The 24,163-nt window shown below is 57.0% G+C and carries 29 protein-coding genes and 1 tRNA gene; 8 read left to right on the top strand and 22 right to left on the bottom strand.

Annotated features, from left to right (window positions below; genetic code table 11):
• Nucleotides 1-21 precede the first annotated feature (21 nt).
• Together I9187_RS04875 and I9187_RS04870 are read right to left on the bottom strand one after the other, a co-directional pair.
• The gene (locus tag I9187_RS04875) at nucleotides 22-1,440 is read right to left on the bottom strand and encodes a TolC family outer membrane protein (protein ID WP_209509603.1); all 1,419 of its coding nucleotides are present in this window, start codon (nucleotides 1,438-1,440) and stop codon (nucleotides 22-24) included.
• Nucleotides 1,441-1,535: 95 nt separating this feature from the next.
• Nucleotides 1,536-2,189 carry a protein-L-isoaspartate O-methyltransferase gene (locus tag I9187_RS04870; RefSeq protein ID WP_171177471.1) on the bottom strand — a complete coding sequence of 218 codons (654 nt, stop codon included), beginning with the start codon at nucleotides 2,187-2,189 and terminating at the stop codon, nucleotides 1,536-1,538.
• Between the two features lie 226 nt (nucleotides 2,190-2,415).
• Between I9187_RS04870 and I9187_RS04865 the strand changes: the two genes are divergently transcribed.
• The 4 genes from I9187_RS04865 to I9187_RS04850 all read left to right on the top strand — a co-directional run bounded on the left by I9187_RS04865 (nucleotide 2,416) and on the right by I9187_RS04850 (nucleotide 4,147).
• Nucleotides 2,416-2,489, top strand: a tRNA-Cys gene (locus I9187_RS04865).
• Nucleotides 2,490-2,579: 90 nt separating this feature from the next.
• Nucleotides 2,580-3,404 (top strand): tyrosine-type recombinase/integrase, encoded by an 825-nt coding sequence (locus I9187_RS04860; protein WP_209940096.1) that lies wholly within the window; start codon nucleotides 2,580-2,582, stop codon nucleotides 3,402-3,404.
• 102 nt (nucleotides 3,405-3,506) lie between these two features.
• On the top strand, nucleotides 3,507-3,803 hold the full coding sequence (locus tag I9187_RS04855; RefSeq protein WP_209940095.1) for a hypothetical protein: 297 nt from the start codon (nucleotides 3,507-3,509) through the stop codon (nucleotides 3,801-3,803).
• On the top strand, nucleotides 3,803-4,147 hold the full coding sequence (locus I9187_RS04850) for a hypothetical protein (protein ID WP_209940094.1): 345 nt from the start codon (nucleotides 3,803-3,805) through the stop codon (nucleotides 4,145-4,147). Before I9187_RS04855 ends, I9187_RS04850 begins: the two co-directional genes overlap by 1 nt.
• A gap of 15 nt (nucleotides 4,148-4,162) precedes the next feature.
• On the opposite strand, the gene I9187_RS04845 is transcribed toward I9187_RS04850, so the two are convergent.
• The 18 genes from I9187_RS04845 to I9187_RS04760 form a co-directional block, all read right to left on the bottom strand.
• The gene (locus I9187_RS04845) at nucleotides 4,163-4,558 is read right to left on the bottom strand and encodes a hypothetical protein (protein ID WP_209940093.1); all 396 of its coding nucleotides are present in this window, start codon (nucleotides 4,556-4,558) and stop codon (nucleotides 4,163-4,165) included.
• Nucleotides 4,558-6,171, bottom strand: a complete 1,614-nt coding sequence (locus I9187_RS04840; RefSeq protein WP_209940092.1) for a hypothetical protein — start codon at nucleotides 6,169-6,171, stop codon at nucleotides 4,558-4,560. Before I9187_RS04840 ends, I9187_RS04845 begins: the two co-directional genes overlap by 1 nt.
• Before the next feature lie 3 nt (nucleotides 6,172-6,174).
• Nucleotides 6,175-7,572 (bottom strand): hypothetical protein, encoded by a 1,398-nt coding sequence (locus I9187_RS04835; RefSeq protein ID WP_209940091.1) that lies wholly within the window; start codon nucleotides 7,570-7,572, stop codon nucleotides 6,175-6,177.
• Complete coding sequence (locus tag I9187_RS04830) at nucleotides 7,573-8,235, bottom strand: hypothetical protein (protein WP_209940090.1); 663 nt, start codon at nucleotides 8,233-8,235, stop codon at nucleotides 7,573-7,575.
• On the bottom strand, nucleotides 8,232-8,777 hold the full coding sequence (locus I9187_RS04825) for a hypothetical protein (protein WP_209940089.1): 546 nt from the start codon (nucleotides 8,775-8,777) through the stop codon (nucleotides 8,232-8,234). Before I9187_RS04825 ends, I9187_RS04830 begins: the two co-directional genes overlap by 4 nt.
• Entirely contained in the window at nucleotides 8,765-9,442 is a 678-nt protein-coding gene (locus I9187_RS04820) for a hypothetical protein (RefSeq protein ID WP_209940088.1), read from the bottom strand. Before I9187_RS04820 ends, I9187_RS04825 begins: the two co-directional genes overlap by 13 nt.
• Nucleotides 9,443-9,736, bottom strand: coding sequence for a hypothetical protein (locus I9187_RS04815; RefSeq protein WP_209940087.1), 294 nt, complete (start codon nucleotides 9,734-9,736; stop codon nucleotides 9,443-9,445).
• Between the two features lie 10 nt (nucleotides 9,737-9,746).
• Entirely contained in the window at nucleotides 9,747-10,787 is a 1,041-nt protein-coding gene (locus tag I9187_RS04810) for a DUF5309 family protein (protein WP_209940086.1), read from the bottom strand.
• Nucleotides 10,787-11,782, bottom strand: coding sequence for a hypothetical protein (locus tag I9187_RS04805; RefSeq protein ID WP_209940085.1), 996 nt, complete (start codon nucleotides 11,780-11,782; stop codon nucleotides 10,787-10,789). Before I9187_RS04805 ends, I9187_RS04810 begins: the two co-directional genes overlap by 1 nt.
• Nucleotides 11,782-13,815, bottom strand: a complete 2,034-nt coding sequence (locus I9187_RS04800) for a hypothetical protein (RefSeq protein WP_209940084.1) — start codon at nucleotides 13,813-13,815, stop codon at nucleotides 11,782-11,784. The genes I9187_RS04805 and I9187_RS04800 overlap by 1 nt, the downstream gene beginning before the upstream one ends.
• Nucleotides 13,802-14,209 (bottom strand): hypothetical protein, encoded by a 408-nt coding sequence (locus tag I9187_RS04795; protein WP_209940083.1) that lies wholly within the window; start codon nucleotides 14,207-14,209, stop codon nucleotides 13,802-13,804. The genes I9187_RS04800 and I9187_RS04795 overlap by 14 nt, the downstream gene beginning before the upstream one ends.
• Nucleotides 14,206-15,516: a terminase family protein gene (locus tag I9187_RS04790; protein WP_209940082.1), complete on the bottom strand. Its 1,311-nt coding sequence runs from the start codon at nucleotides 15,514-15,516 to the stop codon at nucleotides 14,206-14,208. The genes I9187_RS04795 and I9187_RS04790 overlap by 4 nt, the downstream gene beginning before the upstream one ends.
• Nucleotides 15,513-15,767 carry a hypothetical protein gene (locus I9187_RS04785; RefSeq protein WP_209940081.1) on the bottom strand — a complete coding sequence of 85 codons (255 nt, stop codon included), beginning with the start codon at nucleotides 15,765-15,767 and terminating at the stop codon, nucleotides 15,513-15,515. Before I9187_RS04785 ends, I9187_RS04790 begins: the two co-directional genes overlap by 4 nt.
• Before the next feature lie 274 nt (nucleotides 15,768-16,041).
• Nucleotides 16,042-17,934, bottom strand: coding sequence for an AAA family ATPase (locus I9187_RS04780; protein ID WP_209940080.1), 1,893 nt, complete (start codon nucleotides 17,932-17,934; stop codon nucleotides 16,042-16,044).
• Nucleotides 17,934-18,320 carry a hypothetical protein gene (locus tag I9187_RS04775; protein ID WP_209940079.1) on the bottom strand — a complete coding sequence of 129 codons (387 nt, stop codon included), beginning with the start codon at nucleotides 18,318-18,320 and terminating at the stop codon, nucleotides 17,934-17,936. The genes I9187_RS04780 and I9187_RS04775 overlap by 1 nt, the downstream gene beginning before the upstream one ends.
• A 361-nt stretch (nucleotides 18,321-18,681) precedes the next feature.
• Nucleotides 18,682-19,629, bottom strand: a complete 948-nt coding sequence (locus I9187_RS04770; RefSeq protein ID WP_245223046.1) for a tyrosine-type recombinase/integrase — start codon at nucleotides 19,627-19,629, stop codon at nucleotides 18,682-18,684.
• A gap of 80 nt (nucleotides 19,630-19,709) precedes the next feature.
• Nucleotides 19,710-19,901 carry a hypothetical protein gene (locus I9187_RS04765; protein WP_024096637.1) on the bottom strand — a complete coding sequence of 64 codons (192 nt, stop codon included), beginning with the start codon at nucleotides 19,899-19,901 and terminating at the stop codon, nucleotides 19,710-19,712.
• A 24-nt stretch (nucleotides 19,902-19,925) separates the two neighbouring features.
• Entirely contained in the window at nucleotides 19,926-20,120 is a 195-nt protein-coding gene (locus tag I9187_RS04760; protein ID WP_209509601.1) for an Arc family DNA-binding protein, read from the bottom strand.
• A gap of 84 nt (nucleotides 20,121-20,204) precedes the next feature.
• On the opposite strand from I9187_RS04760, the gene I9187_RS04755 reads away from it, so the two are divergent.
• Entirely contained in the window at nucleotides 20,205-20,519 is a 315-nt protein-coding gene (locus I9187_RS04755; RefSeq protein WP_091429061.1) for an Arc family DNA-binding protein, read from the top strand.
• Nucleotides 20,520-20,521: 2 nt separating this feature from the next.
• Here I9187_RS04755 and I9187_RS04750 read toward each other — a convergent pair whose 3' ends face one another.
• Nucleotides 20,522-21,121: a hypothetical protein gene (locus tag I9187_RS04750; protein WP_245223008.1), complete on the bottom strand. Its 600-nt coding sequence runs from the start codon at nucleotides 21,119-21,121 to the stop codon at nucleotides 20,522-20,524.
• 200 nt (nucleotides 21,122-21,321) lie between these two features.
• On the opposite strand from I9187_RS04750, the gene I9187_RS04745 reads away from it, so the two are divergent.
• The 3 genes from I9187_RS04745 to I9187_RS04735 all read left to right on the top strand — a co-directional run bounded on the left by I9187_RS04745 (nucleotide 21,322) and on the right by I9187_RS04735 (nucleotide 22,614).
• Entirely contained in the window at nucleotides 21,322-21,615 is a 294-nt protein-coding gene (locus I9187_RS04745) for a helix-turn-helix transcriptional regulator (RefSeq protein WP_209940078.1), read from the top strand.
• Entirely contained in the window at nucleotides 21,537-21,737 is a 201-nt protein-coding gene (locus tag I9187_RS04740; RefSeq protein WP_209509599.1) for a hypothetical protein, read from the top strand. Before I9187_RS04745 ends, I9187_RS04740 begins: the two co-directional genes overlap by 79 nt.
• A gap of 175 nt (nucleotides 21,738-21,912) precedes the next feature.
• A complete protein-coding gene (locus I9187_RS04735) occupies nucleotides 21,913-22,614 on the top strand; it encodes a hypothetical protein (protein WP_209940077.1) in 702 nt (233 codons plus the stop codon).
• Nucleotides 22,615-22,693: 79 nt separating this feature from the next.
• Here I9187_RS04735 and I9187_RS04730 read toward each other — a convergent pair whose 3' ends face one another.
• Nucleotides 22,694-23,974 carry a serine hydrolase domain-containing protein gene (locus tag I9187_RS04730; RefSeq protein ID WP_170469006.1) on the bottom strand — a complete coding sequence of 427 codons (1,281 nt, stop codon included), beginning with the start codon at nucleotides 23,972-23,974 and terminating at the stop codon, nucleotides 22,694-22,696.
• Nucleotides 23,975-24,163: the final 189 nt, after the last annotated feature.

Genomic DNA, 24,163 nt, shown 5'->3' with positions numbered 1-24,163 from the left:
CACAACAAATAGTATAGTCGATCAGTCCCGACGCAACGCTTTGAGGACGCGATCCAGATCCTTGCTTTGTTTGCTGACCCGTGCTGGTGCATTTTTCACCAAGTTATAGTATAAGGTCGGATCATAGATCTGAACCGCCAGACCCAAACGCTCGGCCGTCAACAAACCTTGCGCTTGCAACAACTGATAGGCCGCGCGGGACCGCTCGGTGCGCGATGCCACTTCGGCCAACTGCGCATCCAGCAGGTCTTGCTGTGCGTTCAAAACATCCAAGGTCGTCCGAGCACCCAATGTCGCTTCTTCGCGAATGCCGTCGAAAGCCACTTGCGAGGCGCGAACTCGTTCGGTTGACGCCCTAAGGCTGGCACTGGCGGCCTGAAACGCCGCGTAGCGATCGGTGACACCTTGAGTGATGTTTTTCTGCACATTCAGCAAGTTTGCACGCGACGCATCCCGTGTCGCCATTGCCCGACGAATATTCGCCGCTAACCGGCCACCCGCATAGATGGGTTGATTGAAATTCAGCGAGATGGTCGCATCGTTGATGTAATCATTGTTGTCGTAGCTTTCTGTCACCCCTGCGTCTGCGTTCAGGCTGACATTCGGACCAAGATTGGCCCGTTGTTGCTCCACGATCAGGTCAAAAGCGCGAACCTGATGTTGCGCCGACAGGATCGCCGGATGGTTGCGTTGGGCCAGGCTGATGGCCTCAGCCTCGGATCGCGGCAGGTTGGGCAGGCTCGGCTGACCCGCTGTGCGCCCCGGCGCTTTACCAACCGCATTCACATATTCGGCCTGCGCGATGCTCAACTCACCACGGGCGACCGCCAGATCCGCCTGCGAGCTCGCCAATTGCGCTTCGGACAGGGCAACGTCTGTCCGGGTCACTTCGCCAACTTCAAATCGGTCATTCGACGCCCTGAGTTCTTCAGCTGAAACCTCGACGTTGTTCTGGCGGATTTGAACGGTTTCTTCCTGCAGCAGCACGCCCAAGTAAGCGTTTGCCGCGCGGATCAAAATCTGCTGCTCAATATCGATCAGGCTTTGTCGGGTCGACAACACCGTTTCCTGCGCAGACTGTTTGCCCAGAATCGACGCGCCGCCATCATACAAAAGCTGACCCAGGGTCAGACCCGTAAAGAACCGAGAAGGTTCGTTGGTCGTAACCACATTGTTAGTCCGTGAACGGGTATAGTCCTGGCTGACCTGCACGGTCCAGTTGATGATGGGCCGCAACGCCGACAGCGCAATAGCTACATCTTCATCCGCAGCCCGCAACAGCGCCCTGTTCTGTTCCAGCAAACCACTTGTGTTATACGCGCCAATGAAGGCGTCTGTTATGTTGTCTGCCCACGCTACACGCCCTGGCATCACGCTGATGGCAAGTCCTGCGGTCGCTGCAAGCGCCCTGACCAGCTTACCTGTCGCCGTACCACGCATACCGAAATCCTCTCAAAACGAAATTACACTGCCCTGCAGGCAGTTTGCGGCCTTGTTTTCAACTAATCAAGGCGGCAGTAGAATCTATCGGCGGACTATAGCGAAAATGCACACTCGGCCGAAAAACCCTCAAGAACAGGTGCGCTGGCGTTAAACGCATCGCGCCAGCTGACCTGACCGCCCGACTTCCGACCGATCCGCACAGTGCCGAGGTTGCCTTCGACGAACAAACAAGCGATTCGACCATGTTCCTTGAGCTGGTCCAGCAATTCTGCGGGGATCTGCTCAACCCCGCCTTGAACCATGATCACGTCATACGGTCCATGTTCAGCAACGCCCTGCTCAAGCGGCCCCACATGGATAATGGCATTGTCGACATCCGCCTCGGCCAGAAGGCTCTGCGCCTCAGCGGCAAGCGCCTCGTCGCTTTCCACTCCTACGACCAACTGCGCCATCCGCGCAGCCACGGCCGTGGAATATCCCATGGCAGGCGCGATATCGAGCACCATCTCATCGTTCGAAATGTTCAGCGCATCCAGTATCTTGGCCAGGGTGCGCGGCTCAATCATCGCGCGCCCGTTCCCCATATCGATCACTGCATCGGCATAGGCCGCTTCACGCTGAGAATTTGGCACAAAGTTTTCGCGAGGGACGTGCAGCATCGCGTCAATGATCGGGAATTTGGTGACGTCAGAGGGTCGAACCTGTGTATCAACCATTGTGCGGCGCCGGGCTGCGAAATCTTTCATTGGATATCTCGTCTCATTCCCAAGGATGTCCGGCTTGTGCCACATCCTGACCCGGCCAGCAACGGCCCTGTTGCCGCAACCCAACTTCATCGTTGTCGAATTCAGTCATGAGGTACCGCGAATTTCAATCTTGTCGCCAAATTTGCACGCAATCCACTGGACGACCCTGAGGAAAGCTGCTAAAACCCCACGCACACCACGGCAAGTATTTGATTTTACTTGAAAAGGCGAGTTGGCGGAGTGGTGACGCAGCGGATTGCAAATCCGTGTACACCGGTTCGATTCCGGTACTCGCCTCCACAAAACATCCGTTGCAGATCAACGGATTACTCTAACGAGCGCGGTGACACGGTATTTCCCGGCTCCTCCGATACACGGATGGGCGAGGCTATGGCCGAGATTTGGGAAATCCTAAATGACTACTTTGACGATCATTTGGTTGATTTGAAGTACGGTGAGGAACGATTGCGGCAGTTGCGCCGTGTGTTCGCCAATTTCACCGACATTGAGAACGTCACCCAACGCGATTTGACCCTCGTTTTGGGCCGGTGGAAGGGTGCGACTCATAACCGCTACGTCGCCGCCCTCACCCACTTTTTTAAATGGTGCCGACTGCGCGAACTGACCGATTTGCGGCCCGAGTTCCAAAATCGGCGTGAGGCGTCGAGGGACACCGTGATGAGCCTTGGGCAGGTTCGGCGTCTGTTGGGCGCTGTGGAGGCCGCAGGTGACGAGTGGTCACCCTTCTGCGCCATGTTGGTCCTCACGGGGCAGAGGCGCGGCGAGGTGCGGGATTTGATTGTGGATGATGTGGACGATGACACGTGGTTCATTCAGGACACCAAGAACGGAAACCCGCACGTGGTTCACTTGTCGGAAACGGCCCAAGGTTGGGTTGATCGTTGGGTGCCGCCCTCGGGCAATTTCAACTGCATGAAACTCCGGTGGTTCAAGGCGGCGGGCGTGGACGCGACCCGGTACAGGTTCCACGACATCCGCCGCTCGTTCGCCACGCATCTTGTGGAGGACGGACAAGACCCGCAAGTGGTGGACCGCATCCTGAACCACTGCGGCGGGGCCAGAGGCGTGGCGCGCGTCTACAATCGGGCGCAAATGCTGCCCCAAAGGCGCGCGGCCATGCTGCGTTGGGACGAAATGTTGGCAGGAAATCAAAACACTTTGGCTCAAACGCGCACGGTGCGCGCGGCTGAATAACCCAAGTCGTTCTGTAGACCTTTCACGGGTCTGGTCGGGCGAGGGGTAGCTCCCCCATGACCCCGGCCACCGTGAAAGTGGTAAACGTGAAGGGATGAACACATGAAAGCTGTATTTGCTGCGGCCCTTGTGGCCGCGACTACTTTGGGCGGCTGTGCTGCTTACGAGGACGCCGTGGGCGCAGTGGCCCAACTTTATCAGGCGCAATGCAGAGCCATCGGCTATGCAGACGGGACACCCGAACAACGCGATTGCGTTTTGAGCCGGATGAACGCGTCGGCGTCCTCGTCGTCCTCCGGGTATGACCACAGTTACACCCAGAACCGCAACCGTGACCTGATTATGCAGCACGGCGCGGGTGGTTGTACGCCCAACTTCGCCACCGGGGGGTGCCTGTAATGAAACTGTTCACGACTGTAATGGTTGCAGCAATCGCATCTGCGGCTGCGGCCCACGCAGAATTGGTCTGCGAAACAGACTATGAAAACGAACTGAAAATTATGCAAATCGGCGACGCCGTAATTAGTACCCACCGCGATTTGGAAACCGGTGAACTGATAACCAGTGCTTTGAAATGCAACGATCAAGAAACATGTGTCAATTCGTTTGATATTGGCCATATGCTGATAAAACTATACCCCGAACGAGGCTTGATAGTTACTGCTATCTTCCCGACCTTGGAAACGTTGCTAAACAAGCATAGCCGAATTGAAGTCCTTGACGCTAAATGCACCACAAAATAGCACTCTACACCCTCGCTAGGCGGGGGTTTTTTCTTTTTTCGCGTGATACTTGGCGTTCGCCCACACCCGCTGTTTGCACTGTTTGGAACACCACATTTTCTGAGGGCTTGGGTTCGGGCCGAGGTCTGCGCCACAGCCCACACATCCCTTTTTCTGGTCGTGGCCATTCCGACCGGTGGCCAGCTTTCTCAACGCCTGAATGTCCAAACCCTTTTCGCTTGGGTCGTCGCGCATCTGGCGGATCACGAACAGCCTCAGATGGTCCTCGGACACGCCCGCCCACTCGCAAACCATCGCGCGGTCCTCGGCGTACTCTGGCAGCGCCAGCCACTCGAAATGGGTGCCGTTAGATTCGACTTCATCCAGAATTGCGCGGGCTAGAACAGCGGTCCAAAGGTCGCGTTCGCTCATCAGTTCCCCCCTAGCAAACCCCCGCCCAAGCCGAGGCCACCCGCGCCCATCATGTATGGAATGAGGCGGTCGGCTGTGCCGCTGTTGCCGATACCGGCTTTGTCTTGGGTGAAATCGACCACCATCAGGTCATTCTCGAAATCACCGGCCACGTAGCCTTTGCGGACCAACGGGTTCTGGCGCAGATAGGTGTTGCGGAATGTACGAGGATTGACCTTGCCGCCCGCGTCTGCGGCCCGCATGGACCCCTCAACCGCCTTCACCATTTTCCACTGTTTCAGCGCCTCATCGAACTCGGCCAGATCATCCGGCGACATCAGTTCGCGCAGACGGCGGTTGAACACGCTTTCAATCTGGTCGAGGGCCAGACCCGCATCGTAAGTGGACCCCTTGGCAATCAGGCGGTCGCGGGTTTCGTTGAGCGTATTACGCACCGTGTTCAACTCTTTCCCACTCACCATGCCGCGTTCCAAAATTTTGTCGATGTCCTCGGCAATTCTGCGGAAAGACCCGGTTTCAGCGATGGCCGGAACATCGGCAACCGCGTCCTGAATGGCTTGGATGTCCTGCTGATTGAGGCGGATTTCCATGCTTTCATCGCCGCGCTTCAACACCCGGTCAAACGTGTTGCCGATGCGGACGCGCTCCTTGTTCACGTTGGGTATGGTCAGGCGTTCGAGGTTGGGGTTGCCCATCGCGGTCGCCACGCGCTGCGTCAACCACTCCTCTTGCTGGTCGCGGATGGAATTGACCGTCCGCCCCATCACACTCGCCGGGTTCGACCGCGCCAGTTCCTCATCGGTGCGCAGACGCGCGCCTGTGGTCGCGTCGTCGGTGTTTCGGGCCATACCCTCGGTCACATCGCCTTGGGTCAATCTGAGGCCGCGCTGTGCGGCTCCCTCAAAGTCCAGACCCATCAGGGTGTCCGATGCCTCATACGGGGCCGCGTCCGACCCTCTGGCGGCTGCGGACAGGCTCCTCAGCGCCCCGGAACGGCCCGCATCCACATCGGATAGCCCAACGGTGCGCGGAATGCGCCTCACGGCGTCCACGGCGGGCTGTGCGAACTCACCGAACCGCCCCATGCTTTCCAGATTGATGTTGGCCCCAACCTTGGCCGCTTTCGCCATATTCAGGCCGCGCATCACACCCGGCCCCACGCCCGCAGACACGCCGCCAATGGTCGCGCCGATGGCAAAGGCCGTGCCGGGGTTATCCGGCGACCGTGCGGCGTTCAGAGCGCCCTCAAGCACCGCTGTGGTGCCGACACGCTTGGCGATGGTCCCGGTGCCGCCTGTGGCCAAACCCAAGGCCACATCGGGCGCAAATGCGCCGGTGTACCCGGCCCACGGGTTCACGCCTTGGCGCACCATCTGGCTTTCCACCAACTGGTCGTAGGCATCGCGTGAGGTTTCGCTGCCCATGATCGCCCCGGCACCAGTGGCCACTTGGCCCAAGCTGTTGCCCGCCGCGTTCATGAACGCCTCAAGCCCACCCTCTTGGGCAACCTGCGCCTGTTCCGGCGAGATTTGCTGATAGTCATCCGAACCGGGTAGGCGAATGTAGTTCTGCCCCGTCTTGGGGTTGTGAACGAGGTCGAATGCGTCTGCCATGGCTTACCGTCCCAAGCTGTCGAGATACTGCTGGATGTCCGAACCGGGCGCGTTGGGCCGTGGCAACGGCACGAACGGCATACCGGGGTCGCCCTGCTGAACGGGTGCGGCACCGGCCACGGTTCCGGGTGGGCGTTTGGCTTGGCCCAAGAGGAGTTGGTTCCGTTCCCGTTCGGTCAGACGGCCACCATTCATGCCGCGCAGCGCATCGCGCGAAATGACACCGGCCTCGACCAGTTTCCGGGTGGATTTGTACTCGGCCATTTTCTGGTTTTCCGCCCGAATAAGGGCAAAGGCCCGCCGCGTGAGTTCGCGGTTTTCCCACATCCCACCGGGGGTGCGGAACACCTTTTCCAAGTCGCGCAGGACGCCGGGGGGCGGTTCCGCCTCGCCGTAAACTTCTTTCTTCCAGTCAAAGAACGCCTCTTTCGCGGCTTTCTCGGCCTCCATCGCGGTGAGGCGGCTGGATTCATCGTTCAGGAACGCATCACCCAAGCGGAAACTCTCGTCCACGCCGTCAATGACACGTTGGGCTGTGTCGGCCTGTTCCACGTATGGTGTGGCCGCGTCCTGCGCCTCCAATAGCGTACCGGACACCGCAGCCTCGCGTTGCCGTAGCGCCTCGTTCTGGCCCGCGTTGCGCAGGTAATTGCCCCAAACTTTCTGGGTGTATTCCTGCGTGGACAGGTTCCCATCGTGGCGTTTCTCCTTGATGGCCTGTTCCAGCCCAACGCCGCTGTGCCACATGCTGATGGCGTCCACCGGGCCGTACTGCTGAACCATGTCCATCATGCGGCCTTGGTAAATCTTGTCCTGCAATTCCGGGTTGGCGAGGAACTGTTCGGGCGTGATTTCCTCACCGAGATACTTGGCGGACCATGGGCCGATGTTCGCCCCCATGATCTGGTATTTGCCATAGGCGCGGTCGCCGCTGTCGGCCACCTTGCCCAACGCGCCGTAGTCGCCGCCCGACTCGACCGTGACGAGGGCGTTGGTAAACGCCTGTGGGTCGAATGCACCGGTGGAATAGAACTCGTTTCCTTGCTGCATAAGCTGCCAACCGCGTTCGAGGTCGGCTTGGTTTCCGGCCCACTCCTGTCGCTGTAACTGCAAGTCCATCGCGCCCGCGTTGCGCAATTCCTGCAACGCCACGCTGTTGTTGAAGTCGGCCAACCGGTTCTGTTCCGTGAACCCACGGGCCATGAACTCGTCAGGCGAAAGGAGGCCCGCGCCAACCAAGGCCCGTGCAGCCTCGTCGGGGCCGTCTGTGTCTGCCAACAGGCCGTCGATTTCCCGACCTGTCCTGCGCCGCTGCCATCGTTCCCACTCAGGTTTGATGGCGGCGTGTGTGCCGAGCATGGCTGCGCCCACGCCCAACAAACCTAGAAGCGGAATAGCCATTTACTTGAACCCCAGACTTAGTTTGTTGCTGTCAGAACTGCCGCTGGAAATCGCCTCGCCCTCAGACTGGCTAAGGTTGAACGAGTTGCCGAGCGTGATGGCAGGACCGAGGAGGCCCGCCATGGCTTGCAGTGGTGCGAACTCGGCCATGCGACCCGCTTCACCGAGATTGAACAGGCTGTTGCCCATCTGTGTGCCAAGACCGGCGGCTTGCATCGCCTGATTGCGGGCATTGGCCATGATGTCGCCCTTACCTTGGACGAGGGCTTGGCTAATCTCGCCGCCCAAGCTGGCCTCGGCCACACCGTGCCGCGCGCCGCCGAACGCGCCGGATGTCACGGCATCACTGGCGATGTTGTTGCGGCCTTGGTTCCAGAAATCGGATAGACCCGAGGTCAGGCTTTCCATTTGGGCGTCAACCTGCCCCTGCCAGTCCGTGAGGCCCTGAACTTGGTCCAGCATGGCGTTGCCGCGTTCGAGGAACGGCGCGGTGTCAGTGGGTCCGCTGATGTTGTCCACGACATTCTGTCCGCCTTGCCAGAGGTTTTCGAGGAACGGCAGTTGGCCCCCGAAAATCTCCTGCTGAGAACCGCCCACGCTTTGGGATTTGTTCCAAGCCTCCGACCACTGGTTACTTTCGCTTGATGATCCTCCGAAACTCATCCGACCATCCTTTCCAATCTGATGTTTGCGTATGTCTCGTAACTGTCGGCGGCTTCGTTGCTGCCCGAGGTGATGAGAAACAGCGGGTCTTTGCCCTCATAGCCAGCCGGAACGTCGATATATTTGGAGATGGCCCACAACTCGCCGTTCTGGCTGGAAATCATCCCGCCACTAGACCGCTGATACCCGTCAGGCACCGGGCCGTCCTCAATCTCGAATGAACTGTCCAGCAAGGCGGTGCCTTTGGGCTTGTCGGTCAGGATGCCGTCCACAAACGTGTTCACCACGTCCACATAGAGGCGATACCGCCCGCCTTTCGGGTCATCCAGCTTGAACCCAATCTGCGCGCCGGGGCCGGTCAGGCGGTACTGTCCGCCGCCCTCGTCCGTGACGCCCTTGATGGATTGCACGGTGAACGCCACGGGCGCTGAGGCCCTGCGATTGGGGATAATGAACCGGCGGTTACCGTTGTGAGGGAACACACCCGTGATGGCCCGCTGATGCGGGCGTATGGTGGTTCCTGCTGGTCTTATGATGGCCATCCCAGCGCCTCCGCACGGGCCTGAACGTCCGCCCGATAGTTCGGGTCAACGGCGTCATTGGCCAAGAACGTTTCGAGTGGTTGGCGAACATCCGGGTCAGGATCAACGTCGATGTCCCACCAGATGAACCAGTTCTGGCTTGCATCGCGTTGCAGCCAGTAATCAGCGCCATGGGGCGAGGTGTTCGGGCCGTCCACTATGGGTTCGGGAATGGGTACGGGTGCGCCGCCGCCTCCTGCGCTACCAGCGCCCTCCCCCATGTACATGCGCAGCGCGATGATGCTGCCAGCCCCTTGCAGACTGACATCCACGTTGCCCGCCGTAGGCGTGGCTAGGATGCCGTCAATACTGCCCAAGGCTGCGGCAATGGCTGCGGCCACTTCCGTCGCCGTGGACCCGCTAGGAACGGACCAGCCGACTGTTTCGTTGATCTGGCCCCCGGCCCAATCAGCAACCACCCAAAACGCGCCCTGTACGGCGGTTGAGGTGGGTCCGCCGGTGACGGCGACGGTGCCGGAATTGCCGGGGATGCCGCTGCGCGTGAGCGTGATACCTGAAACCGAGATGGGGTTATTGTCCATCAACAGAAATTCGGTCACCGCTTTCCAGCGGCGAATGTCATAGGCGTAGTCCTCGCCCATAGCTAGGAACAGTTTTCCAGTCATCTATTTCACCCGAAACATCCGCCCCTCGGACGAGTTGGCGAACGTTTTCCAATGTTTCAAACGTGTTGCGGGGTCGAGGGACGTGTCGAACAATTCCGGCTTTAGTTTTTGCAGAATTTCGTACTCATCCATCGTGAATGAGAACGCCTCATTCCATGGAGAATTGGAGTCGGGGCGAGCATCGCTCGCCCCAATCATGTCGCGCGTTTGACGGCGCATGGCATTGCCAACGTCGAGGTCCGCGCTGTCGCGCCTTACGATGCGGTCAGGCCCAAACCTGAGTTCGTGTGCCATGCGCTCAACCTCACGCCGTTACCGCTGCGGCGATGTCGATGTCACCGATTTTGCCGTGGGCGTCACGGTTCAGAACCTTCAAGGTCACGTCGCCGGAAATCTGGCGCTGGTCGGCCAGACCGACTTTCGCCAGAGGCTCAACGTGGAACCCTTCAAGGTAACCGTGGCGCAGGTACGCCGGGTCGATGATGTACACGTTGGCGGCATCGCCAGTGGTTCCGCCCAAGCTGTCGTGCGGCTGTTGCAGACGGTTCGGGACCATTTTCAGTTCAACACCAAAGTCGGTCAGGAACACGTTCACGCTGCCGACTGCCTTGGCAGGAGACTCTTGGTTCGTCTCTGCCGTCAGGGTCGCAATCCGCGCCGAGGCCGTGAACATATAGGACGAAAGGTTCCGCACCACCGATGGCACTGACATCAGACAGGACGGGTCGCCGCCTTGCTCCCAAACCTGTTGGGCTACATCGCGCACCATCGTTTCGGTCAACGCGCGCTTGGTGCCGGGTGTGTACGCCGTCACAACGCCGTTGGCGAACCCGCCGCCGGTTGCGTCAACGGGAACATCACCTTGGGTGATATACGCCCCCAGAGCGCCCAAGAGGCCGGGAACGGCATCGCCGTCATCGGCTTGCGAACCTTGGTTCGTCAGGCTGATGGCCTCCAAATCGCGGCGGATTTCGCGGTTCCGCATCATGATCTGATACGCAAGTTCGTCCGCCCGCCCAATGGTGTCGCTCGACTGAGCGCGCTGCGTGACTTGCAGCACTTTGTCGAGAATCTGGCAGTGGTTTCCGATGCGCGCACCACCGGCGGCGTCGTTGCCGGATGCGTCTTGGCCGTCCACGTTCGCGTTCGAGGTGTCAGGCTGTGCCAGCTTGTCCTCGGTCCACTCGGTATAGGCGTTGTCCACGTTGTCGCTGCCGATCATGTCGGACAGGGGCAGTGGAATGCGCGAAATATCGAAAATTTCGTTGAGTACATCCTCGTGGATTAACCCGTTGTGATCTACGCCTTTAAGGTCGGCGCTCGACCAATAGTCTGCGGTAGCCATCAGCCACCTCCTCGTAACAGGGCGGCAACGCCTTGGACCTTATCCGTTTCGGTGGCCCCTGCGCTGCGCGCACGATTTATAGCCTTGTCGCGGTTCCCTGCGGGCTTGCGGCGTCCGGTCGGCTTGTGGGCTTTCTGTTCCGCTGGTCGGGTGCGTTCTTCCTCAAGACTGCCCACCCGTTTGATGAGTTTCTGCATCCGCATCGCATCGCGGATGGCCAAAATCATTCGGTGGTCCCGAATGTCCAACTCATGCGGTTTGAAACCGTATGCCGACATGAACTCAACGGTGTCATCCCTGAACTGATTGAACGCGGTCGCGTCCTTAAATTCGGGGATGGCTTGCAACATTTTATGGCGCTCTCGCGCCTCGTTCTGTTGCTGCCGGGTCTGCAAACTTTGCACCATCTCTGGTGACAAGTGGTCGCGCAGTTCGTTCACGACATCTGAGAACATGGATTGTTCTCGGTTCAGAGCGGCCTCCCGCTCGTTCAGGCTTGCCTCTCGTGCTACGCTCTCGCGTTGGGCTTCCTGCATCTCGCTGGCTTGGTCCTTCATCTGGCCCAAGGTCAGCGGCTCCTCGTCTCCGAGGTTGAATTTCAACGAATTGTAGATTGTTTCGGCATCTGTGCCAAGCGCGTCGGCCAGACCGGACACGCTCCAATCTGTGATGACGGGGGCATCACTAGCTAGGTCTGGGTTGGAACTGAGTAACCCACTGCCCCCGTCATCAGCACTGGACTCGGGCGGTTGCCCTGATGGAGTGTGAGATTCACCGCCCCCGTCCGTGCTTTCTGGTATTCCGTCGCGCAACAGCGCGGACACATCCGCCAATTTCTGGCTTTCAGTCCTCGGCTGTTCCGCTGTTTCCTGCCGCCGTATTCCGGGCGAGGGTGACGAACGCTCTTGCACCTCGGACGCGCTGGATGGCGTCGGTTCTGGCGTCGGCGTCGGTGCCGGGGCTGACGATTGTCTCGAACGACTGCGTTTCGACATTATTCAGTAACTCCTCCATTGCGGGCAGCGCCTTCATCAGCGCCTCTCTGTTGCGCTCTCTCACGCTGTTCTCCTTGCAGTTGGGCCTTGGTCAGGTCCGTGGTGGATTGCGCCACCACCTTGGCCTCCTCAGTCTCCGATTTCAGGCGGTCGGACCAATATTTGTAGGCCATCTCATCACGGTGCTTGAGCAATTCGATTTCGCCTTTGACTTTCTCGGCTGTCTCAAGCTGCTTGGCTTGCATCTGGGCCAACTGCATCTGGATTTGCTGCATCTGCTGGCCCTGTTGGGCGCGCTGTTGCTTGGTCTGCATGGCCTGTTCAGACGCCGGGTTCACAAGGTAACTATCCGGGTTGTCGAGGTCTGAGGCGTAAGCCCAATCCGCCATGGCGTTGTACAGACTGCCCTCGTCCGTCAGGATTCCATCCTTGCCGTTGGTCAACATGCCAATCTGCATCTGGATCATCTGGTTCAGGGCGGCGGTCTTGCGGGATTTCTCGCCCGCACTCAGCCCAACCTTGATGTTCATGCGGGTCCGCTTGCGCCACTGGCGCGGGTCCACCGTCTGCCACTCACCATTGAGTTTCATTTCCATGGGCGAGTTGGAATACATGCGCAGGAAGTCGTGCATCAGGCGATAGGTGCGCCGCACCAGCGTTTCGCCCAAGTTTCGGGCCATCATCGCCGTCAACATCTCGCGTAGAGACACCTGACGCTCAATCCCGTGGGCCGTCTCGCCGTGTATCTGCATCTCGGCGGCTTGCATGTCCAAAGCGGCTCCACCGCGCTCTGAGCGCAGCTTGTCTTGGTATTCGAGGGCCGTCTGGAACTGCGCATCGCTGTTGTGTTGGGCCACAGGTATTACAGCCTGTGTCGGGTTCTGCGACCGGATCACACCGGACCAGTTCAACACGTCATCCATGCGGGTCTGTGTCTCGTCCACCACGAAACGCCCGTATGTGTTCTTCTGCATTTCATCCAAGCTGTAGCGCAGAATCTTGGTCTTGCTGATCTGGATTTGCCACAGGCGGTCGAACAGGCTTTCGCCGGTGATCCTGTGCGGCGATATAAACGGGCTTCCAGTGGCGTAAGGCACCAATTCGGCCCGTTCGTACCCGAGGCACACTTGACCCTCGTCACCGGCTGTAAATACCCGGTACAGTTCGGCCACGCCGTCATTGTCCATGTCCACTTTCAGGTAACACTCGTGGCACTGGATGGCCTCTTGGTCAGGCGTCTCACCAATGTGCGTTTCCTCGGAACTCTTGTTCCGGTAGCGGCTCTGAATGTTGGTTTCGTCCGTGGTCTGGTTCAGGGCGTAGACCTCGCGCTTGGAATACCCCATCTCAACCAGTTCCGAGCGCGTGAGGATCATGCGTTCGGCGATAAACCGCAGTTCATCCACGTCATTGCTGTCCTCGTTCGCGTTGTACGTGATGTTCTCGGTTGGAACGGCGCAGCACCGGAACTTTTTGCGCGTGGTCGTAATCCGAATGCCCAAGCCATCGTTGATCATCTCACGCTCCTCACCCGGCCGCTTGGGTGTGGTGAGAATGTTGATTTCCTCGGCGGTTTCGTCACCTTCCAAGGCCATCTCGCGCACTTCGATGTCGTCCTCAACAAACACTTTGGTCCAGCCGTTGCGCAGCAACAGGGCATCGTGGAACGCCGTCGAGAACGTCACATAGCCCGCGTTATCACTCTGGATGACGTTATCCACCGCTTGGCTTTCCGCCCGTGCGCTGTCCTCGTCCTGCGCGCCCTCTGGCTCGAACTGGATGGCACAATCCGTGGTCAACATCGGCGTCATCTGCGCCAGACACGCATTCACCATGTCCGCCACGTCTGCCGACTGGTCTATGGCCTGTCCATTGTCCAAGCGGCTGTCGTCGCCCTCAAGCGGGGCGAGGCGATACGCGGCCAATGCCGAGGCACGGTTCGCACCCACGTCATGGGCGTCCCGCGATTCCGCGCGGCTGAGTTCATTGCGAACGATGCTGGCGAACTTCTGCTTTTTCCTAGTGGACGCCATGGGTGACCTCTTTCAGCATTGTGATGGTGTAAAAATCCCAGCCTTGGCCGGTCATGACACGTTCCCAGCCCTTGCGACCGGAACCGGCGAGATGGCTGCAACCCAACGCATGGGCGTCCACCATCAACTGATCCTCCCAACGCAACACGGCGTCTTTGACCCCGCCTGTGACCCACACGTTGTAGAATTTCGCCTGTGGCAGGTTGATGATTTCAGTGACAACAAAGCTGTCCTCGTCCGCGTACAGCCGCGCCTTGCCCATCATGATGTGCTGCGCGACATCATCGAACGTGGCGGTGTTGTTCGCGTGGTCGAGGGCGCGTTCGATGGTGTCCTGATGGTACACCAGCCAGTCGATTTGCGCCTGAACCGCTTCGAGTGTTGGGCTGCTCATGCGCCCCTCCTGTATCCGTAATTGTCTGGTTGTGGGGTTGCCCTGCCCTGACCCGGCCAATGCAGCCTGTCGGGGCTTGTCTGGCGCTGTATGCGGCCCAAGGCATAGGTCTGGACCGCATCGAAATAGTGGCTGGACCAATCATGCACCGGCGTCACCTTCGACACGCGCCTCACTTCATCGTACTCGGCCCTGTATGCGTTCAGTGCCTCCACCAGAATGTGGCACTCGGTTTGGTCGAACCAGCAATGGGGCAGCAACATGCGGACCTGTTCGATGCCCTCGTGTTTCTCACGCACCCGGTTGGCGATACGCACCGGCTTGCCCTTCATCATGGACCTGAACACGTCCTCGCGTGTCTGGCCTGAAATCATCTCGTGCTGTTTCGCGTCGTGCGGCAGAATTACGTTGTCGATTTCAAAGGGCAGCTTGCCCCAATCGCGGATCATGTCGGCGATGTTCGTTTCGGCGTATGCCTTCACCCCGAGAAAATGGTGTTCCGTGCCTACCTGTTGCACGAACACGCACACCATCAGGTCTGACCAGCCCAAGTCGAGGGCAACTGTCACATCCGCTGCCGGGTCGTATTTAACCTGCGTGATGCGGTTCTGTTCGTCCGCAATCCGCATTTCTTTGGACAGATACGCGCCACGGATGGCCGCGTTGAACGAACACAAGAGTTCCTGTTCGTACTCGGCCTCGCTCATCTCGCGTTTCATCGCCTCAATCTCGGTCGGATGCAGGATGTCCGTGTCCGTGACAGGCACCACGACGCCCGACCATGCCGGGTCGTCACCGGTCTTGGCCTGTTGCAGCAACTCGAACAGGAGGTTCATGCGGCCCGCCGGTGTCCCTTGCACCACCAGTGAGCCTTGGCGGTCGGCCAACATGGGTCGAATGACCTGAGTGTAGGCCGCTGTTGGGATCAACTGAGCCTCGTCCAGAACCGCGTGGTCCGCGTACTGGCCCCTCAGACTGTCGTACCGCTCTGCACCCAACAGGCGGATACGTGCGCCATTGTACAGGTCAATCCTTAGTTCGGCCTCGTTGATCTTGGTGCCGGGTATCTCGGACGTGAATGCCTTGAGGTAGTCCCAAGCAACGCTTTTCGCCTGAACATAAGACGGCGCGACGTAGATGCCGCGCCAGTCATTGCGCTTGGTGGTGAGCGCCAAGACGAGGAGTTCGACAATGGCCACCCAAGTCTTACCCATTCGGCGATGGCAGACACGCACCGTGAAACGTGTGCGGGCGTCATACAGGGCCTCTTGTTCGGGTCTGAGGTCAATGTCGAGTTCCAAGTTCATTGGGGCTTGCCCCCAATCTTGATGGTCATGTTCAGGTCACCATCAACCGTCATGTCCACAGATTTGCGCTTGGCCCTCACATACGGCAGCAACTCCAACGCAAGGTCTTGCCGCTGCTTTTCGGTCATGCGGTCATTGCACCATCGCGCAAATAGCCAATCGAAAATCTCGTCAGGAGACTTACCCTGACGTATCGCGGCACTGCCACGCCGCTGTTTGGATGCCTTAGCCCCGCGTGTCTTTGTCGCCATGGGTGCGCTTTTCCACTTGCAGTTGCGGATTAGCCCAAGGTTTTAGCAATAATTTTGATAATCGGCCAGCTTTTTCAAATAAACCAATGTAATACAGCACCTTGTCAACTTAGGCGTCAAGTAAAGCGACAACCTAAGCGACAACCAAAGCGACAACTAAACTGACAACCAACACCCAAGGCGACAACTAAAGCGACAACTGATGTGTGATGGGGGGTCTGGGGGGTATTCCAGAACCCTTGGGTATACACACATCACACAGATCAGTTGTCGATTAGGTTGTCAGGGTCAGCCATGCCACATCATCGGCATCCGTGGTGAGTTTGACGCGCCCACTCATCAGAAGGTCGCCAATGGCTTTATTGACCGCTTGGGCAGATACATCGCGCTTGCGCATGACCTCCACTCTGACCTCGCTGCGGCGTCTGCCATCGGGGAACTCGTCCAAGATTTGAACAATATCTGAACGGGAACTCCCATTTTTGCGCGTGTTCTTCACAATCTCTGCCATGCGAACCTGCGCCGGGGTCATCTGCTGGAACCGTGCCTCGTCTTTGTCGAAATGCACCCGTATCGCGTCATCGTCTTTGAAACCGCGCCCCATACGCTGGATCATGCCATATGGCGTTGGGGCCTTGGTTTCCGGGTCGAGGATGCGCGATACGGTCACCAGACCCTCCACTGTCCCTGCGATGAGGTTGGACCCGGCGACTGATGAAAGCTGTGACCTGACCCCCTCGCGCCCGTTCGGGTCTTTGTTGGTGTGTGCCACCGCAATGACGGCGATGCCGGTTTGAACGCACCAGCTTTGCAGTGGTTCCAGTTTCGCAAAGTCTTTGTCTTGGGCATTGCCTTCCATCGCCACGGGTGGCCCGCTCATCCACCGCAGAGTGTCCAGAACGATGCACCCGATAGTGGGGTCTTTGCTGCATTCCTCGGACAGGAGTTCAATCAAATCCTCAATCGTCTCGGGTAGCGGCCCCATGTTCACGTCTTTGAACCTGAATTGAACATCCCCGCTGAGGTTCATTTGCCTGAGACGCTCCACGGTGACCTGTAGGCCGTTCTCAGGCGCAAAGTAGAGAACGCGCGTGGCTTTGGTCGCGTGATTTCCCCACAGCGCCTTGCCCAAACTGACGGCCTCAGCCATCTGCATCGCCACGAATGATTTCCCGGCCTTTGGGTCGCCCACGAGATAGGTGAGATGCGCCGAAACCAGATTCTCAATCAACGGCTCTGCGGCGCGCACATCCGAGTTCACCAGCGCGTCGATTGAGAAATCTGTGATTTCGATTTCCTCGGGTTTTTCGCCGCGCGCCTCGGCCACGTTTTTTGCGAAATTGGCCATGCGTTCCGGGTCGGGTGGCGTGGTGGCGCTGTTGTTCTCCCACGCGCGCTGTAACGCGCGCTCTGGTTCGTTGGGTTGTTCTTCCACGTGCGCGCGGGCGTTGCCGCTCATGCACATCACCACAGCCGCGTATTCATGCGGTTTGAACCCCGCGCGCTTGAGGTGGTAGGCGATACTCGACAAGGCCGCGCTGCGGTCGTTGACGCCATGTCCCATGGCCTTGTCGAATTTCTGGTTGCCCATTCTGAGGCGACCCACGCGCTTTTTCAGCGCGTCATCCGGTTCGTTCCACCCGAAATCATACATCTGGGTTTTGAACTCGGTGGCCTCAACGCGCTTGTCCAGCGTGGCGCAGACCGCACGGGGCAGCATGGCGCGCGGAACGTCATTTACCACCTCGTACCCCTCGCCAAACGCTATCCACCCGCCAGCGCCCCGCGTATCAAGCCCTCGGACCACGTTGTTGCGGGTCCGTAAGTCCTCATAGCCCTCGGGTAGGTCGAAAAGGAACTGTTCGCCGCCTGAGACGGTCTTGATGACTAGCGTTTCCTCGGTCACGCCATGCTCGTCAAACCAATCCCAGACCTCGTGGCCTTCCTTGTACGTGTCCGCGTCAATCGCATAGCGCCCGTTGCCCATGGGCATCCCGAATCCGTTGGCCTCGGTCCAATCGAACTGGTCAACGTCCGTGGAGGCGTCCTTGTGGCCGTGCTGAGTGAGCGGTTTTTTCTGGTACTTGCCCGCCTCGTCATCCCAGAAAATCGAGATTGGGAACACTGGAACACCCGCCGCGCGGGCCTGTTCTTTCCAATCAGTCATCAGGCACCGCCTTTCAGGTCCACCACCTGTACCGGGTAGACGTTCATGGCCTTGGGCTTTTTCAGACCGACATAGGCGAATTTGGACCCGGTGTTGGTCGGTATCACCGGCACGTCCAATTCAATACAGGCGAGGATGAACGCGCCGTTGGTGATCTGAGGCGCGAGACCCACGGCCTTAGACCAACTGGAAACGGTCTTGGCCCAATGTTCGCTTTTCAGCCGATACGAGGGCGCGCTCGTTATCTCCTGCGTCATGATGAACGCCTTGGCGATGTCCACTTGCGCGCGGTCGGGCGCGCGGTCCTCACCGAGGCGCTTCACGAACCCGGTGGCCGAGACCAAGGGAATTTCGACTTTGTGATGTGGGGCTAGTCTGGTATTCATTATGTGATCCTCTGTTTGGCTTAGTCACCATCCGAGGGCATTTGCAGGGAAGCCCGTCGCATTCGCGGCGGGTTTCTTGTTTGCGCATCCCCCGTCCATCGAAAATGCCAAAACCTCCGCTTGCAATCAATGCAGCGGAGTGAGAAAAATATCTGTATTACAGTAGGTTAGGAGAAATGCAGATGTCTACAAATTCGGAGTTACTAAAGTTAGCGGCTCAAATTCTCTTGTCATCGGATGATCCAAGTATTGCAAATCCGTGTACACCGGTTCGATTCCGGTACTCGCCTCCAATAAAATCAATGACTTGCGTCATTCCCCTTCTCCTTCACTGCCATTTTTGAAACAAGCGTTGAAACTTTCACGTTTCGGTCTTGCTTCGTTCCATTTGATTTCTTGCCTCTTGGGCGCGCTTCGCCAGCTCTCTTTGCCGGATCGGCCCGCCATATTTTTTCAGCATCTCAACGCCTGAATGACCGGTGACAGCTTTGACCATCTCGTCATCGCATCCAGCCAGATAAAGCTCGATCGTTGCGTTTTTTCTGAGCCCGTGCGTTTTGTAGTAGCTCGCCTTCTCGTGCTTCATCTTCTTTTTGATGGCACGCATTTCCTCGGCGACTATACGGTAGCTCACTGGTTGACCCTTCGCGTCGGTCACAACAGTGCCGTCTGTTCGCGCAATTCCGTCGAGATGGGCCTTCAGCCGGTCGGTAAGCGGGATCCACAGCGGCTTGTCGGTTTTACCCTGAGTGAAATCGAATCCCTCATCCGAAAAGTGCGCCCACTTCATCTTCACGACATCGCCAATGCGCTGGCCCGTGCCAACGCAAAGCTCGTAGACCAGCCGCGCGCGTTTTGAAGCCAGGGCTTCGAACTCTGCTCGAACATCGTCTGGCCAAGGCTCCCACCCGTCGCTTTGCTGCTTGAAGAGCGGAATGCCCTTCGCCGGATTGCCATGCTCTTTCTTGATAAAACCAATCAGACGGGCGTGGTTCATCAAGACGACCATGACCTGGACGAGATAGTTGGCTTGCCGCCAGTGATCCGCATTTGCCCGGTGCAGTTCATAAATGTGATGGGTTTCGATCCTAGCCGGGTCTTTGTCGGCCCAGATCTCACGAATGTGGCTGATATACCGCCGATAGTCGGATCTCGTACGGGGCTTCAGCTTCTTGTAGGCGTCGCTCTCGTAGTAGCTAAGAATCAACGCCTCAAAATTGCGTTTCACCGGCGCTGGCGCTGGTTTTCCCTTCAGCAGGCGATTGTAATGATCCCAAAATTCCGGCGTGCCCGCTTCCTCGTGCATCATGACCGAGATACCGCGTGAACGCCGGATGAACCGTAGGTAGCCCCTGTCATTATAGACGTATTTTGGCAGGCTCTTTCGGGTCATTCGCCCATTCTCAAGTCACTATTGAGAAAGTCGTCGGCTGCCTCTGGCGCGACCATGTTGGCATCGACGATGACGCTGCCGTCAGGCTTAATCTCGAACTTCGCGCGCTGCCAGCCTGCCTCCCGCGCCTCACGGATGAAGGCCGAGGCTGCCTGCTTCGCCTTTGTCTGTGCACTAGCTTTGGTCATCTTATCGACACCTCTCTCGCCTCGTTAACAACGCGCACTATCACATTGATCCATATTGATATTTCCGATTGCTCCGCGCGTAGAACGTCTGTCTTTCGCCGCGCGAATGGCGCGGATCACTTCTGAATTTTGGGAGTTTCCATTGCGATCGGACTCCGCTTTGATCCACTCCTTGAGCTCTTGCGGAAGCCGAAGCTGCATTGGTTTACGACTGTTCATGAAACGCCTCCAGGTTGAAACCACACCCCGTTAGTGGCACTTAGCCACTATTGCGTCAATCGCTTTTCATGGCACAGTGCCACTATGCCAGATCAAAGCTCTCAAACTCAGGATAAATTCATCGTGCGTCTGCCCGACGGCCTGCGCGATCGAATACGCCTCGCAGCCGAGGCCAACCACCGTAGTATGAATGCCGAGGTTGTTGCCCTACTCGAAGAAAACTATCCGGCCCCAGTGCCGGAAAAACTGGACGACCCCGCCGCGCGACTGTTGTTTTGGCTCGCCAAACGCATCCGCAGAAGGAACCCGAAGCCCGGAACTCCCAGAGACAAGCAAGCCGCCCTGTATGAGCGCATTGCGGGCGATATCGCGGAACGTATGAAGGACATCGGCGAATAGCCTTAGTAGGCCACCCACTCATATCCATGGTTGCCTTCGTGATCTTCCCATTCGACACCGACCCCGCGACGCCAGCTTGACGACGAACAGCGCCGTGACGGCAGAACCCATTGCGGGGCGGCCGTTGGTGTCGTGCGGTGCCAGCCAAATTCGCCTTGTGTGCCGTAGGTCCCGAGGCGCATGTTATAACTCTCAGAACAATCATCGTCGCGGCCACGTTCGCGATGGCTGTAGTGCCGAACATCCCAAACACGGATCGAGCGCACAAAATCGAATTCCAGACCACTGATGTCGATATCGGCACCGTCTTCGACCACCTGTGCCAGAATAATGTGGCCGAGCATTTGACCATTTTGGTTGCTGGCCTCCCAGACTTTAGGGGCCATACTTTGCAACGGCGCGCGCTCAGAAACATTCATCGGGCAGCGCCAGATTTGCAACGGCGGCTCAATCGGCCAGGGCGTGATCCGACGGATAAACACGGCGCGGGCATGGGCACATTCTGCTGACGCGGGCCACCCACCAGCCAGGCAAAGCAGAATGGCGCAGTCAACCTGATAGGCTTTTGCCGCTTGTGGAGCCACGGTTGAAAGCAAAGCCAAAGCAACTCCGGCAGTCCAATTCCTGATAAGTTTGCACCGCATATCAATCAATACCTTTCGACTACATTACTGTATTATTGATACACTAGCTCCAACCTCAACAGTCACACCATATGCGAGCATAGGGTTTATGATGTTCGCGCGCGTTTTGTGGAATATATTCCGTAGAGCGGTTCTTGTGATCTGGCCGAATACAGGCCATGAAATTACGGGAACAAGTAGGGTTAAATATCCGGAATATAAGAAATTCCAGAGGGTTGAGCCAAGAACAATTAGCATTAGCTGCCGACCTAGATCGTAGCTACATCAGCGAGATCGAACTCGCGAAATTCTCAGCATCGATCGATGTTCTAGAGCGGATTGCTCGTGCTCTCGACATCGCTCCCAAGGAACTGTTTAACGAGAGGGGCTGGTTTTGCCCGAACTTGACAGTGTTCGCACAACGGCCGAGGCCATCGGTCGCATTACGTGTATCAGGACTGGCGAAGAAATAGGTCTGCTGTATCAGTGGAATAACGGCGAGACGCAGGCCGCGTTATACGATGGCGGCCATCCCAATACACCACACCGCTCAGATCATCCCGCTGAACCGGACCTTGGTGCAAAACGCAGCTAACGGCGGGAAAGAGCCCTAAGTTCAAATTTCTGCACCGTGCATCAATGCCGAAAGTGCAGAAGAAAGCTGTCGTTGAGTGTTATATTCAAACCGCACCTTCTTCACTTTTTAGGTTGTGCTTTTGCTCCCAAGGGGTGTCTCATACAAATTGTAATGTGATCATTGGATCTTAGCCGTGTTCGACGCGTCGACATACCTCGCGATAACATCGATTGCAGTCATCGGCACTGTTCACGTCTTCTGCGTGTCTTTTTACCGGAGATTCCCCGCCCTAGCAGGCTGGCTTTCTGATTTTTCATCAGGGATCGGACTTGGCTATTCTTTTCTTTTCCTGCTGCCAAAAATTGGTGAATTGTCCACCGGTTTAGCTGCAAGCGGGAAATGGGAAAACTCGCTGTTCGGTTATTCGCTCCTAGGATTTCTCATTTACTACTTGCTGGAGGCCAGTCGCGACGTAGGGGCCGACAACAAGTTGTCGCTTGGCTTGGACACAGTGGCCCTCGGGACCTATAACTGCTTGCTTGCCATTACCGTCATGCAAACGACGGGAACATCACCTGAGCTGTACGCTGTTGGAACGTTGGCCTATTCATTGCATTTGTTTGGGGTGAATATCTTTCTCTATAAGACCCACCCCGGACACATGTCTGGATGGCTACGCGCATACTTTGTCGCGTCGCTTGCGGTCGGCATATTGATCGGTCTCAACGCAGACAAAAGTAGCATGATCTATTCAATTTCGACTGGGTTAACAGGGGGTGTGATAATAGCCCTGTCTCTTCGGGTTAAACTACCCAGCCTTTCGGCAGTGAATACAAAAGCTCTGTTGATTGGTGTGGTGTTTGCTGCGGTCGCAGTCGAGGTCACCCGGTACTAACCCGACGACACTGTTAAGTCTTTCCGTAGTATAAGCCGAGCCATTTGGCTCAGCTTACTAGATTTAGATAATCTGAAATTCATTTACTCAAAGTCTCTGCAATACCTTTCATCACAACCATAGAGTCCAGGTACATAGGTGTATTTTGAACGTCTGGCTGGCTTGATAGCTTCACCATAACCACATTGGCTTTTTGGTTCACATACAACAGCTGCCCATAGACACCAATGCCGTAAAACGCACCTTTTTCTCTGTCTTTCACCCAAACTTGATTACGGTAGTGGAAGCCTTCAAACACCTCCGCGTATGCGCTTTTCTCATAAGCTGCGATAACGTCATCATTTGCTTGAATCGTGTCAGCTATCCAATCTGGAGGAATAACTTGAGTGTCGTTAACCTTTCCGTTGTCCAGCATCATTATGCCAAATCGCAATAGGTCACGAGAGCTGGTAAATAACCCACCACTCGTTTGCACAATCCTTTTGGGTCCTAGTTCGCTATATGCAGGGTCCTGAGCACCGATGTCCTGCCACAACTCGGCCAGTACATCCAGATAGCTTTCTCCAGTCGCCGACTCGATAACCATACCCAGCAGCGCAGATAGCACTGAACGGTAACTATAAACTTCACCGTCTTCTACCAAGGTCTCGCGATCGCTAAGAGAGATCATGTACTCCTTAACGCCAGACTCTGTATCACAAATTTCAACTTTTTCAGAGAGGTCCTGACCAAACGCACAGAACAGATCACCGGCGTCGTCTAAGTAGCCGCTAGAAGCATCTTTCCAATCAACAGCAGCGGTCATATCAAGTAGGTGTCTAACCGTTGTATTTTTGAATGCTGGGCCTTCCAACTCTGGCAGGTATTCGGTGATCAGCTTTTTGGGATCTAATTCTCCCGCCTCAACCGCCAGCCCTGCTGCCATACCCAACACTGTCTTGGTGATCGAGTGAATGCGGTGAGGCGTATCAGCTCTCATGCCATTGAAGTACTTTTCAGCGACCAATTTGCCATCGTGATAAATCAAAAAGCTATCGGTATGTGTTTGATGCAACCAATCGTTGATATTCTGTTCTTCATTATTGCTAGCTGTGAAAACAAAAGTCTCAAGCTCAGTTGGGTATGCCGCTTTTTCCAAAGTACGTACCCAATCTGACGGTGGAACTCGTGCCAATTCGCCAAAAACATTTATGCCTTCAAATATCCAAGGGCTTCTATCTACAGACTCAACGGTTTCATCCCAGAAATAACCAGCCTCTGCGCTTGCTGGTTGTGTAGAAGCAGTAAATACCGCACCGGAGGCCAAAAGAGCGATAGCAATAGCGGAGGTCACTAACGGCTTGTTTGCATGACTTTTCATTTTTGGGGATCTCCGAAGGATTGGGCAATCTCCAAGCAACCCAGCCATGCTTCAGCTCTGGTGTCTAGCCCCTTGTGCCTGGACCACGGAGCGGTCAGACGACTGCGAACTACTCTACGATAGGACAGCTTAGTAGTCGCAAGCGGTTGTGGGCTGATAAAATTGCGCTGGTCGCCTCATGCAATGTCC

The sequence above is a fragment of the Ruegeria sp. HKCCE4148 genome (genome assembly GCF_017872495.1).
Classification (GTDB): Bacteria; Pseudomonadota; Alphaproteobacteria; order Rhodobacterales; family Rhodobacteraceae; genus Ruegeria.
Note: the sequence above shows the minus strand (reverse complement) of the source record. Positions and strands in the feature narration are given on the sequence as shown.

Excerpts from the sequence above, each read along its gene's own strand:
- I9187_RS04875 (WP_209509603.1), bottom strand. The coding sequence starts at position 1,440 with ATGCGTGGTACGGCGACAGGTAAGCTGGTCAGGGCGCTTGCAGCGACC.
- I9187_RS04870 (WP_171177471.1), bottom strand. The coding sequence starts at position 2,189 with ATGAAAGATTTCGCAGCCCGGCGCCGCACAATGGTTGATACACAGGTT.
- I9187_RS04860 (WP_209940096.1), top strand. The coding sequence starts at position 2,580 with ATGGCCGAGATTTGGGAAATCCTAAATGACTACTTTGACGATCATTTG.
- I9187_RS04855 (WP_209940095.1), top strand. The coding sequence starts at position 3,507 with ATGAAAGCTGTATTTGCTGCGGCCCTTGTGGCCGCGACTACTTTGGGC.
- I9187_RS04850 (WP_209940094.1), top strand. The coding sequence starts at position 3,803 with ATGAAACTGTTCACGACTGTAATGGTTGCAGCAATCGCATCTGCGGCT.
- I9187_RS04845 (WP_209940093.1), bottom strand. The coding sequence starts at position 4,558 with ATGAGCGAACGCGACCTTTGGACCGCTGTTCTAGCCCGCGCAATTCTG.
- I9187_RS04840 (WP_209940092.1), bottom strand. The coding sequence starts at position 6,171 with ATGGCAGACGCATTCGACCTCGTTCACAACCCCAAGACGGGGCAGAAC.
- I9187_RS04835 (WP_209940091.1), bottom strand. The coding sequence starts at position 7,572 with ATGGCTATTCCGCTTCTAGGTTTGTTGGGCGTGGGCGCAGCCATGCTC.
- I9187_RS04830 (WP_209940090.1), bottom strand. The coding sequence starts at position 8,235 with ATGAGTTTCGGAGGATCATCAAGCGAAAGTAACCAGTGGTCGGAGGCT.
- I9187_RS04825 (WP_209940089.1), bottom strand. The coding sequence starts at position 8,777 with ATGGCCATCATAAGACCAGCAGGAACCACCATACGCCCGCATCAGCGG.
- I9187_RS04820 (WP_209940088.1), bottom strand. The coding sequence starts at position 9,442 with ATGACTGGAAAACTGTTCCTAGCTATGGGCGAGGACTACGCCTATGAC.
- I9187_RS04815 (WP_209940087.1), bottom strand. The coding sequence starts at position 9,736 with ATGGCACACGAACTCAGGTTTGGGCCTGACCGCATCGTAAGGCGCGAC.
- I9187_RS04810 (WP_209940086.1), bottom strand. The coding sequence starts at position 10,787 with ATGGCTACCGCAGACTATTGGTCGAGCGCCGACCTTAAAGGCGTAGAT.
- I9187_RS04805 (WP_209940085.1), bottom strand. The coding sequence starts at position 11,782 with ATGTCGAAACGCAGTCGTTCGAGACAATCGTCAGCCCCGGCACCGACG.
- I9187_RS04800 (WP_209940084.1), bottom strand. The coding sequence starts at position 13,815 with ATGGCGTCCACTAGGAAAAAGCAGAAGTTCGCCAGCATCGTTCGCAAT.
- I9187_RS04795 (WP_209940083.1), bottom strand. The coding sequence starts at position 14,209 with ATGAGCAGCCCAACACTCGAAGCGGTTCAGGCGCAAATCGACTGGCTG.
- I9187_RS04790 (WP_209940082.1), bottom strand. The coding sequence starts at position 15,516 with ATGAACTTGGAACTCGACATTGACCTCAGACCCGAACAAGAGGCCCTG.
- I9187_RS04785 (WP_209940081.1), bottom strand. The coding sequence starts at position 15,767 with ATGGCGACAAAGACACGCGGGGCTAAGGCATCCAAACAGCGGCGTGGC.
- I9187_RS04780 (WP_209940080.1), bottom strand. The coding sequence starts at position 17,934 with ATGACTGATTGGAAAGAACAGGCCCGCGCGGCGGGTGTTCCAGTGTTC.
- I9187_RS04775 (WP_209940079.1), bottom strand. The coding sequence starts at position 18,320 with ATGAATACCAGACTAGCCCCACATCACAAAGTCGAAATTCCCTTGGTC.
- I9187_RS04770 (WP_245223046.1), bottom strand. The coding sequence starts at position 19,629 with ATGATGCACGAGGAAGCGGGCACGCCGGAATTTTGGGATCATTACAAT.
- I9187_RS04765 (WP_024096637.1), bottom strand. The coding sequence starts at position 19,901 with ATGACCAAAGCTAGTGCACAGACAAAGGCGAAGCAGGCAGCCTCGGCC.
- I9187_RS04760 (WP_209509601.1), bottom strand. The coding sequence starts at position 20,120 with ATGAACAGTCGTAAACCAATGCAGCTTCGGCTTCCGCAAGAGCTCAAG.
- I9187_RS04755 (WP_091429061.1), top strand. The coding sequence starts at position 20,205 with ATGCCAGATCAAAGCTCTCAAACTCAGGATAAATTCATCGTGCGTCTG.
- I9187_RS04745 (WP_209940078.1), top strand. The coding sequence starts at position 21,322 with ATGAAATTACGGGAACAAGTAGGGTTAAATATCCGGAATATAAGAAAT.
- I9187_RS04730 (WP_170469006.1), bottom strand. The coding sequence starts at position 23,974 with ATGAAAAGTCATGCAAACAAGCCGTTAGTGACCTCCGCTATTGCTATC.